This is a genomic window from Micromonospora arida (assembly GCF_003857035.1).
Lineage (GTDB): Bacteria > Actinomycetota > Actinomycetes > Mycobacteriales > Micromonosporaceae > Micromonospora > Micromonospora arida.
This window is the reverse complement of the sequence record NZ_QGSY01000141.1, coordinates 1-12928: the sequence shown is the minus strand read 5'-3', so window position 1 is coordinate 12928 and position 12928 is coordinate 1. Positions and strand designations below refer to the sequence as shown.

Below are 12928 nucleotides of genomic sequence, written 5' to 3'. Positions count from 1 at the left end.
CCGCCGTACCGGGCCGCCGTGCTGGGCCGCCGCCCAGCCGGGCCGCCGCCGTGCTGGGCCTTCGCCGTGCTGGGCCGCCGCCGTGCCGGGCCACAGCCGCGCCCGGCGGCGGTCGAGGTCAGTTCGGGGCGACCCGGGTCAGGTAGGTGTGGTGGGTGACGAGGCCGAGCCGCTGGTAGAGCGCGACCGCCGCCGTGTTGCGCTGCTCGACCTGGAGGAACGCGTGCGTCGCGCCGCCCGACACGCCCCAGCTGGCCAGTTCGTGGATCACGCGGCGGGCCAACCCTTGGCGGCGGGCCGCTGGTAGGACCTCGATCAGGCTGAGGCCCAACCAGCGCCCCTGGCCGGTCACCGTGCCGCGGCCGACGGCCACCAGGGTGCCCTCGGCGTACACGTGGGCGAAGCGGACCTGGTCCACGGCGGTGAGGACGTGCCGGGCGGCGTCCGGCAGGCCGCCCTTGCGGCCGGCGGCGATGGCCAGCCACTCGTCGCTGGGCGCGGTGGCCAGCTCGACGACGGCACTGCTCCACCCGTCGGCCTGGCCGCCGGCGGGCGTTGACGCAGGCAGGGGCAGCGGCGCGGTCTGCACCAGCGTCGGCGGGCGGGTGCCCCAGCCGCGGGCGTCCAGTTCGGCGCCGACCGGTGCGGCGAGGGGCAGCGGCGTGTTGATCAACGCGGGTTGCCCCCGCTCGGCGTACCAGCGCTCCACCGCGTCGACCGCCGCGGCCAGTGGTCGGTCCGGGTCGCCGATCGGCAGCGCCGAGTTGGCGCGCCCGGTCCAGCCCTCGGCCGACCGGAGCAGCCAGTCGCCGAGTCGGCCTCTGGTCGGTGCCGGCCAGGCTTCGTCGGCGGCCCGCTCCAGCGCCACGACCGCCGAGGCGGTCGGCCGACGGGTCGGCGGAACGCGCTTGGCGCGGTGGACCTGCGCCACCGGGACCCGAAGCGGCCCCTGGGCGGTGGCCAGCGTGAGATGAGTCTCGCTCAGCTCGACCAGCTCGCCGAGGGCATCGGAAAATTGCGGGCGGCCCTCGCGAATCCCCACAATCCGGCGGACCACGATCCGGTGTCCCACATCCTGCTGTCGGAGCACGATCGACCCCCTCCCCGGCGAGATACTAGGCTCTTACCGTCGCGGGAGATCGCGGCGAGTCTTGCGGAGGAGAAGACCGGTGACCTACATCATCGCCGAGCCGTGCGTAGATGTGCTCGACAAGGCATGCATCGAGGAATGCCCGGTCGACTGCATTTACGAGGGCAACCGGATGCTCTACATCCACCCCGACGAGTGCGTCGACTGTGGTGCCTGTGAGCCCGTCTGCCCCGTGGAGGCGATCTTCTACGAGGATGACGTCCCGGAGCAGTGGAAGGACTACACCGGCGCGAACTACGAGTTCTTCGAGGACCTGGGCTCGCCCGGTGGTGCCTCGAAGGTCGGCAAGGTGGAGAAGGACGCCACCTTCGTCGCCGCGCAGCCGCCGCGCGGCGAGGGCCACTGAACCGGCCCGCGCCGGTCTCGTCGCGGCTGCCCGAGTTCACCTGGGACACCCTGGACGCCGCGGCCACGCTGGCCGCGGCGCATCCGGAGGGCCTGATCAACCTCTCCATGGGCACGCCGGTCGACCCGGTGCCCGAGGTGATCCGGCGGGCGTTGGCTGACGCGTCCGATGCTCCCGGTTACCCGCTGACCGCCGGCACGCCGGCGCTGCGGGCCGCGATCGCGGCGTGGGTGTCCCGAGCCTGTGGCGCCGGCGTCGACGGTCTCGGTGTGCTGCCGACCATCGGCTCGAAGGAGCTGGTGGCCTGGCTGCCCACGCTGCTCGGCATCGGCCCGGGTGACGTGGTTGTGGTGCCGTCGATCGCGTACCCCACCTACGAGGACGGCGCTCGGCTGGCCGGTGCCACAGTCGTCCGTACCGACTCGCTCACCTCGCTCGGGCCGACCCCGCGGGTCCGGTTGGTCTGGGTCAACTCGCCCGGCAACCCGACCGGCCGGGTGTTGCCCGCCGCGCACCTGCGCAAGGTGGTCGACTGGGCCCGGGAACGTGGCGCGGTGGTCGCGAGCGACGAGTGCTACCTGCCCCTGGGCTGGTCGGCCGAGCCGATTTCGGTGCTGTCTCCGCAGGTCAGCGGGGGTAGCTACGCCGGGGTGCTGGCCGTGCACTCGCTCTCCAAGCGGTCCAACCTCGCCGGCTACCGGGCCGGCTTCGTGGCCGGCGACCCGGCGCTCGTCGCCGAGTTGCTCAAGGTCCGCAAGCACGCCGGCATGATCGTGCCCGCGCCGGTGCAGGCGGCCATGGTGGCCGCGCTGGAGGACGAGCGACACGCCGAGGAGCAGCGGGAGCGTTACCGCGCCCGGCGGGAGGTGCTCGCTGCGGCGTTCACCGGTGCCGGGTTCACCGTCGAGCATTCCGAGGCGGGCCTGTACCTCTGGCTGACCAGGGGTGAGGATTGCTGGCAGACGGTCGACTGGCTGGCCCGACGCGGCATCCTGGTCGCCGCCGGCGCCTTCTACGGCCCAACGGCCGGGCAGCATGTCCGGGTCGCCCTGACCGAGTCCGACGAGCACATCGCCGGCGTCGCGGCACGTCTCGCCTGATCGCGGCTCCGGGCGGTCGAGCATGGTGGACAGGCCAGGTGCGCGGGTGCGGGCGGCGGTGGTCGGCACCGGCCTGATCGGTGGCTCGGTGCTGCTCCGGATGGCCGCCGCCGGCATCGACGTGGTCGGGTGGGACCCGGACGAGGCCACCCGGCGGGAGACCCGCCGGGTGGGCGTACCCGCGCCGGACCGCCTGGTCGAGGCGGTGACCGACCGGGACGTGGTCTTCCTGTGCGGGCCGTTGCCCACCCTGCCGGCGACGCTGGTCGAGGTGGCGGCGATGACCGGTGAGCGTTGCGTGCTGACCGACGTCGGTAGCACCAAGGAGCAGGTGGGGGCGTTCGCCGCCGCGCAGGGGCTGACGCACCGGTTCGTGCCCGGCCACCCGATGGCGGGCACCGACCGGGCGGGCCTGACGGCCGCGCAACCGGACCTGCTCACCGGCGCGGCCTGGGTGCTCTGCCCGGCCCCCGGGCCGGCCACGCCCGCGTTCCGTTGGCTGGCCGAGCTGCTGGTGGAGGTCTTCGAGGCCCGGGTGGTGCCGATGTCGGCCACGGAGCACGACTCGGCTGCCGCGCTCGCCTCACACGTGCCGCACCTGCTCGCCGGCGCGCTGGCCGGCGCCGTGCAACGCGCACCGCTGCGCGACGCGATCCTCGCGCTCGCCGCCGGCAGCTTCTCCGACGGCACCCGGGTCGCCGGAACCCCGGCCGATCGGACCGCCAACATGCTGCTCGGCAACCGGGACCGGGTGCTGCGTGAGCTGGCCGAGGTCACCGCGTTCCTGGACGACCTGACCGCCGCGCTGCGCGCCGAGGACGCGCCGGCGCTCACCGCACGCTACGACGAGGCGCGGGCCTCTCGCGTGGCGCTGCGCGACCGGCGGTTCGACGCGTACGACCGGCAGTTCCCGGCCGCTGGTGACCACGCCGCAGAGGTGTCCTGGTTGTGCGAGCTGGGGGTGGCCGGCGGCTACCTGACCGGCCTGCACGTCGACGCGGACACTGTCTCCTACGCGGCGCGGCGCCCTGTCGCTGACTAGGCTGAGGGGCATGGCGGTGGACGGTCCGGTGGTGCAGGTGCGCGGCGAGGCGTACCGGGAGGTGCCTCCCGAGCTGGCCCGGTTCGCGGTCACCGCGACGGCCCGTGACCGGGACCGGGAGGCGACGCTGACCCGGTTGGCCGAGCGGGCCGCGGCGGTCCGCGTGCTGCTGGACGGCTCCGGGCCGGCGGTGGCGCGGCGGGAGACCGGCGACCTGCGGGTGCGGCCGGAGACCCGGCGCTCGGGTGAGCGGGTGGTCGCCTGGCACGGCAGTGTCACCACCACCGTCACGGTCACCGACTTCACCGCGCTGGGTGAGCTGATGCTCCGGCTCGCCGACCAGGACCAGGTCGAGGTGGCCGGCCCGTGGTGGGAGCTTCGTCCGGACAGCCCCGCACATCGTGCGGCCCGGCACGCCGCGATCAACGACGCCCTGCTGCGGGCCCGGGAGTACGCGGAGGCGCTGGGCGCCCGGGTCACCTCGTTGATCGAGCTGGCCGATGCGGGCCCGGCCGACCGGCCGATGTTCGCCCGTGCGGCCTTCGGCGGGGGCGGTGGCGCGGGCGGCGGACCGCCGGAGCTTGAGCTGGACCCGCAGCCGCAGACGGTGCAGGCGGCGGTGCAGGCGCGGTTCACCATCAGCGACCCGGTCCTGGGCTGATGCCGCCGGCCCGGGTGCTGTCCGCCGACGAGTTGGTGGCGCGGGCGCTGGTGCTCGCCGAGGCCGGCCCGCGACAACTGCTCGGCATCGCCGGCGCACCGGGCGCCGGGAAGTCCACCCTGGCGGAGCGGATCGTCGCCGAGATCGGGTCGGCCGCCTGCCTGGTGCCGATGGACGGCTTTCACCTGGCGCAGTCGCAACTGGTTCGCCTGGGCCGCGCCGACCGCAAGGGCGCCGTGGACACCTTCGACGCCAACGGGTATGTCTCGCTGCTGCGCCGGCTGCGCCGGTTGGAGCCGACGTCGGTCTACGCACCGGAGTTCCGCCGGGAGCTGGAGGAGCCGGTGGCCGGCGCGATCGAGGTGCCGCCGTCGGTCCGGTTGGTGGTGACCGAGGGCAACTACCTGCTGTCGTCGGATTTCCCCTGGCAGGAGATCCGATCGCTGCTGCACGAGGCGTGGTTTCTCGACCTGGACGCCGAGGTGCGGCACCGCCGGCTGACCGCCCGGCACGAGGCGTTCGGTCGGTCGCCGGAGCAGGCGCGGGCGTGGGCGCTGGGCAGCGACGAGTCGAACGCCGCCCTGATCACCCCCACCGCCGACCGGGCCGACCTGGTCGTCCGCCTGTCGGATCCGCCGACGGTCTAGCCGAGTTCGCGGACCGGCCGGGCCGGATTGCCGACGGCCACCACGTTGGCGGGCAGGTCCCGGGTGACCACCGCACCTGCGCCGACGACGGTGTCCGCGCCGATCGTCACGCCGGCCAGCACGATCGCGCCACCGCCGAGCCACACGTTGTCGCCAATGGTGATCGGCTTGGCCGCCTCCCACTTGTCCCGTCGCGGGCCGGGCTCGACCGGATGCGTCGGGGTGAGTAGCTGCACGTTCGGGCCGACCTGGACGTCCGCGCCGAGGGTGATCCGGGCGACGTCGAGGAAGACCGCGTTGTAGTTGACGAAGCTGCGCGGGCCGATCCGGATCTGCCAGCCGTAGTCGCAGTAGAACGGTGGTCGGATCCAGGTGTCCTCGCCCAGTTCGCCGAGGAGTTCACGCAGTGCCGCGATCCGGGCCTGCGGATCGGCCGCAGGACTGGTGTTGAAGCGCTCCATCAGCCGGGCGGCCCGGTCCAGATCGGCGACGATCTCGGGATCGTCGGCGATGTATGGCTCGCCGGCGAGCATCTTGTCCTTCATGGAGGTCACCGTCCGATCATGCCGGCCCGGTTCGTCGCCTCGTGGCCGGTCCGTCATTTTTCGGCCTTCATTCTGCATACTCGGTATGCAATTCTGGGTTGTCAATGTGACTCCATCCATCAAGACGCTTGACCAGGAGGATCCGTTGCACCAGGGAAGAAAGTTGGCCGCCCTCGGCCTCGTGTTCGCGCTGGCGCTCTCCGCGCCGGCTCCCGCCTCAGCCACGGCCGCCGTGCCCGCCCCGCCGGGCGGCACCGGCCAACAGTCCACTCCGGGTGGACCCACGGTCAACCGCTCGACCACGGTCACGCTGATCACCGGTGACCGGGTCACCGTCACCGCGTCCGGCGCCTCGGTCCGGCCCGGCGCCGGCCGCGAGGACGTGCAGTTCCTGGTCCAGCGCGAGCGCGGACGCCTCTCCGTGACGCCGACGGACGCGGTGCCGTTGCTGCGCTCCGGCCGGGTGGACCGGCGACTCTTCGACGTCACTGGGCTGGTCGAGGCGGGTTACGACGACGCCCACCGCAACACCCTGCCGCTGCTGGTGTCGTACGGCTCGACGGGTACCGCGCGGCGCGCCTCGGCCGCTCTGCCCGGCACGCGGCTGACCCGCGACCTGCCGGTGATTCGCGGTGCCGCCCTGAACAGCGACAAGTCCTCCCTGGGCGCGGTCTGGGAGAAGGTCGCCACCGGTCCCGCTGGGGCCCGGCTCGACGCGGCGGGGGGCGTCGAGCGGATCTGGCTGGACGGCCGTCGACGGGTGACCCTCGACCACAGCGTGCCGCAGATCGGCGCGCCCACCGCCTGGGCGGCCGGGTTCACCGGTACGGGCGTGTCCGTCGCGGTGCTGGACACCGGCGTCGACGCCACCCACCCGGACCTGGCCGGCAAGGTGGCCGAGGCGCGCAACTTCACCGAGGTCGCCGACGCTCGGGACACGGTCGGCCACGGCACCCACGTGGCCTCGACCATCGCGGGCACCGGCGCGGCCTCCGGCGGCAGGTACCGGGGTGTGGCGCCGGACGCGACGCTGCTGGACGGCAAGGTCTGTGAGGACACGGGCTGCCCCGACTCGGCGATCCTCGCCGGCATGCAGTGGGCCGCTGTGGAGAAGAAGGCCGCAGTGATCAACATGAGCCTCGGCGGCTGGGACACCCCGGAGGTCGACCCGCTGGAGGAGGCGGTGCAGACCCTGACCGCGCAGACCGGCACGCTGTTCGTCCTCGCCGCCGGCAACGACGGCTCGAACGGCTCGGTCGGCTCACCGGCCAGCGCCGACGCCGGGCTCGCAGTTGGCGCGGTGGACCGCGACGACGAACTGGCCGACTTTTCCAGCCGAGGCCCGCGAGTCGGCGACGATGCGCTGAAGCCGGACATCACCGCGCCCGGCGTCGACATCGTCGCAGCACGGTCCGCCAACGGCTTCATCGGCGATCCGGTGGGGGACCGCTACGTCACCCTCTCGGGCACCTCGATGGCCACCCCGCACGTCGCCGGGTCGGCCGCGCTGCTGGCCCAGCAACACCCGGGATGGCGGGCCGACCGGCTCAAGGCCACCCTGATGGCAGCCGCCAAGCCACACCCGGACCAGACCGCCTACCAGCAGGGAGCCGGGCGGGTCGACGTTGCACACGCGATCACCCAACAGCTCACCACCGACCCGGTGAGCGTCTCGTTCGGACGTACGTTCTGGCCGCACGGCGACGACGCCCCGATCACCCGCACGGTGACCTGGCGCAACGACGGTCCGGCCCCGGTCACCGTGGACCTCGGCATCGAGGGCGCCGGCCCCGGCGGTCGGGCGCTACCGGCCGGCCTGTTCCAGCTGGGCGCCAACCAACTCACGGTGCCGGCGGGCGGCACGGCCGCCACGACGGTCACCACGGACACCCGGCTCGGCGACGCCGACGGTTACTGGACCGGGCGGATAGTGGCCCGGTCGGGTGCGGCGGTCGCTGTCACCCCACTGGCCGTGCACCGGGAGGTGGAGAGCTACACGCTCACCGTGGAGCACCTGAACCGCGCCGGCGCGCGCACTGCGGACCACTGGACCGCGCTGGTGGGGATGGAGACCTTTGGCAGCTGGGACCTCGTCAGTTCGGACGGGGTGGCCACCGTGCGGGTGCCCAAGGGGCACTACGGCCTGAGCGGCCTCGTCTTCGAGCCCGGTCCGGAGGATGAGCAGCCCGGATTGTCCATGTTGATGCAGCCCGAGGTGACCGTCGAGCGGGACACCCGGATCGTCGTGGACGCCCGCCGGGCCAAGCCGGTCCGGATGACCATTCCGGACCGGACCGCCGTCCCGCAACTGATCGACCTCAGCGGTAACTTCACCGCCGACGACGGCAGCGCGTACGGCGTCGGGCTCTGGGCGGAAACGTTCACCGGTCTGACCAGCGGTGCGCTCGGCAAGCCGGTCCCCGCCGACAAGTTCGTCGCCACCGTCAGCAGCCAGTGGACCACGCCGGACACGGCCAACAGCCCGTACCTGTACGCGCTGGCTGAAGCGATTCCCGGCCGGATGCCAACGGGGTCCGTCCGCGACTACGCCCGACGGGACCTGGCCACGGTCGTGCACCAGTTCCGTGGTGGAGACCCGGGCCTGGCGGCCGAGCGGATCGTGCTCCCCGAGCTGGAGTACAACGTCGGCGGCTCCGCACTGGTCCTGCCCACCGTCGTGCCCGGCCAGCGAGTCGAGTACTACAACACCAGGAATGTGAAGTGGGAATCCGAGGTCTACTTCGGGACGGTGGACGAGGACGGCTGGTTGAACCCGAAGGCAGCGCTCTTCTCCGTCCCCACCGCGTACCGTGCCGGGCGGACAGTCCAGGAGATCTGGAACCAGGCCCCGTACGGACCGTCCTTCCCGAAACCGCGCTGGCCGGAACAGAGCGTCAGCCGGGTCGGCGACACCATCCTGGTCGGCGTGCCGATGCACAGCGACGCTGCCGGGCACCCGGGCGCCTCGCTGACCGACAGCGAGCACACCACGCTGTGGCGCAACGGCAAGCTGGTCGGTGAGAGTGAGTACGCCGGCTCCGGAGAGTTCGCAGTGCCACCGGGCGCGGCGGACTACCGGCTCGTCACGTCGGCGAAGCGGAGCTTCACCGACCTGAGCACCGAGGTGGAATCCACCTGGACCTTCCGGTCGAGGCACGTCGCCGGTGAGACGCCGGCCCGACTCCCGCTGTCGACGGTGCGCTTCGCGCCGCCGCTGCGGGTCGACAACAGCGCTCCGGCCGGTCAGGGCTTCGTCGTACCGGTACGGGTGCAGCGGCAGCCCGGAGCACCGGCCACCCGGGTAAAGAAGCTCGCCGTCGACGTCTCGTACGACGGCGGAAAGACCTGGGGCAAGGCGAAGCTGGTCCGCACCTCGGCCGACGGCTGGTCGGCCCTGTTGCGGCATCCGGCCGGTGCCGGCCACGTGTCGCTGCGGGCCACGGCCCGGGACACCGCCGGCAACACGGTGACCCAACGGATCATCCAGGCGTACCGGTTGCGCTGAGGCGTACCCCGTCCGGGTCCGCGGCCGAGCGCCGCGGACCCGGCGGGGCCGTCAGTCGTTGGCGTGCAGGGCGGCGTTCAGCTCGATGCCCCGGCCGGTGCGCGGCCGGGCCTCCAGCCCGCCGGTGACCGAGTTGCGCCAGAACAGCAGGCCGTCGACGCCGGACAGCTCCCGGGCCTTGACCACCCGGCCGTCGGGGAGCGTGATCTTCGACGCGGCGGTGATGTAGCAGCCGGCCTCGACCACGCAGTCGTCGCCGAGGGAGATCCCGACGCCGGCGTTCGCGCCGACCAGGCTCCGCTCACCGATGCTGATCTTGTCGGTGCCGCCGCCGGAGAGGGTGCCCATGATGGAGGCCCCGCCGCCGATGTCGGAGCCGTCGCCGACCAGCACGCCCTGCACGATCCGCCCCTCGACCATCGAGGTGCCGACGGTGCCGGCGTTGAAGTTCACGAAGCCCTCGTGCATCACTGTGGTGCCGGCGGCCAGGTGCGCGCCGAGGCGGACCCGGTCGGCGTCGGCGATCCGCACACCGGAGGGCACCACGTAGTCGGTCATCCGGGGGAACTTGTCGACCCCGTACACCGCCAGGTGCCGGCCGGCGGCCCGCTCGATCACGCGCAGCTCGTCCACCCGCTCCGGCGGGCACGGCCCGGCGGACGTCCAGGCCACGTTGGCCAGCTTGCCGAAGATGCCGTCCAGGTTGATCTGGTTGGGTCGCACCAGGCGGTGCGAGAGCAGGTGCAACCGGAGGTACGCGTCGGACGCGTCCTTGATCGGGTCGTCCAACGAGCCGATCACGGTCACCACCTGCACGGTACGCAGACCTGGCAGGGGCCGGTCACCGAGCGCGGCCGGCGGCAGGTCGAGCACGTCCGCCTTGTCCTCGCCGGCGACCAGCGGCAGCTCGCCCAGGCCCAGCTTGCCGGTCGGGTACCAGGTATCGAGCACCTGCTCGTCTGCGGTGACCGTAGCCAGGCCGATGCCCCAGGCGGAATCTGCGGACGTCACTGTTACACCTCTCGGTCACGGCCGGGCTGACCTCGGCTCGCTCCTCGCGCTGACAGACCTGAAGGTACCGTGCGAACCATGGAGAACCCGCTGACCCCCGAGGTCCTCGCCGATCCGGTGCAGCTGACCCGCGCTCTGGTCGACATAGAGTCCGTCTCCCTCAACGAGAAGGCGATCGCCGACTGTGTCGAAGAGGTGCTGCGGGGCGTACCGCACCTGACCACCCACCGGCACGGCAATACGGTGATGGCGCGCACCGACCTCGGTCGGTCGCAGCGTGTCGTGCTGGCCGGGCACCTCGACACCGTGCCGTTGAACAACAACTTTCCGTCGACCATGCGCGGCGACCTGATGTACGGCTGCGGCACCTCCGACATGAAGTCCGGCACCGCGTACGCGCTGCACCTGGCGGTGACGCTGCCCGAGCCGCGCTACGACGTGACGTACTTTTTCTACGAGGCCGAGGAGATCGAGTCCCGGTACAACGGGCTCAACCTCGTCGCCCAGGCATTCCCGGAGTGGTTGCAGGCGGACTTCGCGGTGCTGCTGGAGCCGACGTACGGCATCGTCGAGGCGGGCTGCCAGGGCACCATGCGCTCGGTGGTCACCACGACCGGCGTACGCGCCCACTCGGCGCGCTCCTGGCACGGGGTGAACGCCATCCACGCCGCCGGTGAGGTGCTGCGGAGGCTCCAGACGTACGAGGCGCGCCGGGTCACCATCGACGGCTGCGACTACCGCGAGGGCATGAACGCGGTGCGGATCAACGGTGGAGTTGCCGGCAACGTGGTTCCCGACCTCTGTGAGGTCGAGGTCAACTACCGGTTCGCCCCGGACCGCACCCCGGCCGAGGCGGAGGCGCACCTGCGTGAGGTGTTCGCCGGCTTCGAGGTGACAGTCACCGACACGGCTGCCGGTGCCGCGCCCGGGCTCGACGCGGCCCCCGCGAAGGAGTTCCTGGCGGCGGTCGGCGCCGCGCCGATCGGCAAGCTGGGCTGGACGGACGTGGCCCGGTTCGCGGCGATGGGCATTCCCGCGCTGAACTTCGGCCCGGGCGACCCGAACCTCGCTCACCACCCCGACGAGCACGTCGAGATCAGCAAGATCCGCGACGGCGCGGCAACCCTGCACCGCTGGCTGGCCCCGGCCTGACCTGCCCCGCGTCGGGGACCCTGGTGATCAAGAGGTTTGCGTCAGCCTGGCCCGTTGTCGGCGACGCAAACCTCTTGATCGGATCCGGATGGGGTGGGGGAGGTAGGGGTTGGGTTCTGCTGGCGGGTGCGGCGGCGTTCGGCCACCACGTCTCGGATCCGTCGCTGCATCTGGCGACGGATCCGGATCATCTCGCTGTTACTGATCACGCTGTCTCCTCCCCCGAAGGCGCGCGCCGGGGCATACCCGGTATGTGAATAGTAAGACGTACGCGAGCGCCGAATAGTTGCCCATGATCCCGAACAATTTCTCGGCGTCCCCGCCCCGCGCACCCGAGCGGTGCTGCTCCACTACGGTTGCCCCATGAGTCAGAGCAACGGGCGGGAGGCCGGTCGCGGTCCGGGACAGGAGCGGCATCGCGGTGCGGTCACCCTGCGTAGAGGGGCGATCCCGAGCAGCACCGCCGACCAGCGACTGCTGGATTCACGGGGGCGGAGCGACTGGAAGACCAAGGACGCCTGGCGCGCGCTGCGCATCCTCGCCGAGTTCGTCGAGGGTTTCGACACCCTCGCCGACGTGCCGTCCGCGGTCAGCGTCTTCGGCTCCGCGCGCAGCGCGCCGGACAGCGTCGAGTGCCAGTTGGCCGAGCAGTTGGGCGGTGCGCTGGCCCGAGCCGGCTACGCGGTGATCACCGGAGGTGGGCCCGGGGTGATGGAGGCCGCCAACCGGGGCGCCAGCGAGGCCGGTGGGCTCTCCGTGGGGCTCGGCATCGAGCTTCCGTTCGAGCAGGGCATCAACGACTGGGTCGACCTGGCCATCGACTTCCGCTACTTCTTCGCCCGCAAGACGATGTTCGTCAAGTACGCCCAGGCGTTCGTCGTGCTGCCCGGCGGGTTCGGCACCATGGACGAGTTGTTCGAGGCGCTCACCCTGGTGCAGACCGGCAAGGTCACCCGGTTCCCGGTGGTGCTCATGGGCGTCGCCTACTGGCAGGGCCTGCTGGACTGGCTGCGCGACACGATGGCCGCCACCGGCAAGATCGGGCCGGTCGACCTGGACCTGATCTGCCTCACCGACGACGTCAACGAGGCGATCCGGTACATCGTCGAGTCGGAGGCCGCGCTCTCCGCCGAGCAGGAGGCGGTCCGCGAGGAGGCTGTCGCGCGCACCGGCGCAGACCAGCAGGCCGCAGCCGAACAGGCTCGGAACCACGACTGATGGCGGCAATCTGCGTCTTCTGTGCCTCCTCTCGTACCCTCGATCAGCGCTGGTTGGACCTGGCCACCGAGACCGGCGCGGAGCTGGCTCGGCGCGGCCACACGCTGGTCAGCGGCGGTGGCTGCGTCGGCATGATGGGCGCGCTGGCGGACGGCGCCCGATCCGCCGGTGGACGCACCGTCGGCGTGATCCCGCAGTCACTGGTCGATCTGGAGGTCGCCGACCTGGCCTCGGACGAGCTGCTGGTCACCGACTCGATGGCCAGCCGCAAGACCGTGATGATCGACAAGTCGGATGCCTTCCTCACCCTGCCCGGCGGCCTGGGCACCCTGGACGAGTTGTTCGAGGTCTGGACCACCGCCACCCTCGCCCTGCACAGCAAACCCATGGTGCTGGTCGACACCGACGGGTTCTACCGCCCCCTGCTGGACTGGCTCGACGCGCTGGCCGACCAGACCTTCCTCAAGCCCGCCGGCCGCGACCTCCTGACGGTCACCACCACCGTCACCGAGGCCCTCAACATCCTGGAATCCCACCTAACCTGACCACCC

The 12928-nt window shown here is 72.1% G+C and carries 12 protein-coding genes; 9 read left to right on the top strand and 3 right to left on the bottom strand.

What is annotated here, in order from left to right:
* Window positions 1-118: 118 nt before the first annotated feature.
* On the bottom strand, window positions 119-1090 hold the full coding sequence (locus DLJ58_RS09200; RefSeq protein WP_124854811.1) for a GNAT family N-acetyltransferase: 972 nt from the start codon (window positions 1088-1090) through the stop codon (window positions 119-121).
* A gap of 79 nt (window positions 1091-1169) precedes the next feature.
* On the opposite strand from DLJ58_RS09200, the gene fdxA reads away from it, so the two are divergent.
* The 5 genes from fdxA to DLJ58_RS09175 are packed head-to-tail and all read left to right on the top strand — an operon-like array spanning window position 1170 to window position 4946.
* Entirely contained in the window at window positions 1170-1496 is a 327-nt protein-coding gene (fdxA, locus tag DLJ58_RS09195) for a ferredoxin (protein ID WP_030490464.1), read from the top strand.
* Window positions 1493-2596 (top strand): succinyldiaminopimelate transaminase, encoded by a 1104-nt coding sequence (dapC, locus tag DLJ58_RS09190; RefSeq protein ID WP_167493691.1) that lies wholly within the window; start codon window positions 1493-1495, stop codon window positions 2594-2596. The genes fdxA and dapC overlap by 4 nt, the downstream gene beginning before the upstream one ends.
* A 22-nt stretch (window positions 2597-2618) precedes the next feature.
* Complete coding sequence (locus DLJ58_RS09185; RefSeq protein ID WP_124854807.1) at window positions 2619-3638, top strand: prephenate dehydrogenase; 1020 nt, start codon at window positions 2619-2621, stop codon at window positions 3636-3638.
* A 10-nt stretch (window positions 3639-3648) separates the two neighbouring features.
* On the top strand, window positions 3649-4299 hold the full coding sequence (locus DLJ58_RS09180; RefSeq protein WP_124854805.1) for an SIMPL domain-containing protein: 651 nt from the start codon (window positions 3649-3651) through the stop codon (window positions 4297-4299).
* Window positions 4299-4946, top strand: a complete 648-nt coding sequence (locus DLJ58_RS09175) for a nucleoside/nucleotide kinase family protein (RefSeq protein ID WP_124854803.1) — start codon at window positions 4299-4301, stop codon at window positions 4944-4946. The genes DLJ58_RS09180 and DLJ58_RS09175 overlap by 1 nt, the downstream gene beginning before the upstream one ends.
* Here DLJ58_RS09175 and DLJ58_RS09170 read toward each other — a convergent pair.
* Window positions 4943-5500, bottom strand: coding sequence for a sugar O-acetyltransferase (locus DLJ58_RS09170; protein ID WP_091406187.1), 558 nt, complete (start codon window positions 5498-5500; stop codon window positions 4943-4945). The genes DLJ58_RS09175 and DLJ58_RS09170 overlap by 4 nt on opposite strands.
* Window positions 5501-5576: 76 nt before the next feature.
* Here DLJ58_RS09170 and DLJ58_RS09165 point away from each other — a divergent pair, with 76 nt between their 5' ends.
* Complete coding sequence (locus DLJ58_RS09165; RefSeq protein ID WP_124854801.1) at window positions 5577-8996, top strand: S8 family serine peptidase; 3420 nt, start codon at window positions 5577-5579, stop codon at window positions 8994-8996.
* Window positions 8997-9047: 51 nt separating this feature from the next.
* On the opposite strand, the gene dapD is transcribed toward DLJ58_RS09165, so the two are convergent.
* Window positions 9048-10007, bottom strand: a complete 960-nt coding sequence (gene dapD, locus DLJ58_RS09160; protein ID WP_124854799.1) for a 2,3,4,5-tetrahydropyridine-2,6-dicarboxylate N-succinyltransferase — start codon at window positions 10005-10007, stop codon at window positions 9048-9050.
* 78 nt (window positions 10008-10085) lie between these two features.
* On the opposite strand from dapD, the gene dapE reads away from it, so the two are divergent.
* The 3 genes from dapE (at window position 10086) to DLJ58_RS09145 (ending at window position 12922) form a co-directional block, all read left to right on the top strand.
* The gene (gene dapE / locus DLJ58_RS09155; RefSeq protein ID WP_091406181.1) at window positions 10086-11159 is read left to right on the top strand and encodes a succinyl-diaminopimelate desuccinylase; all 1074 of its coding nucleotides are present in this window, start codon (window positions 10086-10088) and stop codon (window positions 11157-11159) included.
* 363 nt (window positions 11160-11522) lie between these two features.
* Window positions 11523-12377 (top strand): LOG family protein, encoded by an 855-nt coding sequence (locus tag DLJ58_RS09150; protein ID WP_124854797.1) that lies wholly within the window; start codon window positions 11523-11525, stop codon window positions 12375-12377.
* Window positions 12377-12922, top strand: a complete 546-nt coding sequence (locus DLJ58_RS09145; RefSeq protein ID WP_124854795.1) for an LOG family protein — start codon at window positions 12377-12379, stop codon at window positions 12920-12922. Before DLJ58_RS09150 ends, DLJ58_RS09145 begins: the two co-directional genes overlap by 1 nt.
* Window positions 12923-12928: the final 6 nt, after the last annotated feature.

What these genes read in the sequence shown, in the direction of transcription:
- DLJ58_RS09185 (WP_124854807.1), top strand. Translation starts at nt 2,619, where the DNA reads ATGGTGGACAGGCCAGGTGCGCGGGTGCGGGCGGCGGTGGTCGGCACC.
- DLJ58_RS09180 (WP_124854805.1), top strand. Translation starts at nt 3,649, where the DNA reads ATGGCGGTGGACGGTCCGGTGGTGCAGGTGCGCGGCGAGGCGTACCGG.
- DLJ58_RS09175 (WP_124854803.1), top strand. Translation starts at nt 4,299, where the DNA reads ATGCCGCCGGCCCGGGTGCTGTCCGCCGACGAGTTGGTGGCGCGGGCG.
- DLJ58_RS09165 (WP_124854801.1), top strand. Translation starts at nt 5,577, where the DNA reads ATGCAATTCTGGGTTGTCAATGTGACTCCATCCATCAAGACGCTTGAC.
- dapE (WP_091406181.1), top strand. Translation starts at nt 10,086, where the DNA reads ATGGAGAACCCGCTGACCCCCGAGGTCCTCGCCGATCCGGTGCAGCTG.
- DLJ58_RS09150 (WP_124854797.1), top strand. Translation starts at nt 11,523, where the DNA reads ATGAGTCAGAGCAACGGGCGGGAGGCCGGTCGCGGTCCGGGACAGGAG.
- DLJ58_RS09145 (WP_124854795.1), top strand. Translation starts at nt 12,377, where the DNA reads ATGGCGGCAATCTGCGTCTTCTGTGCCTCCTCTCGTACCCTCGATCAG.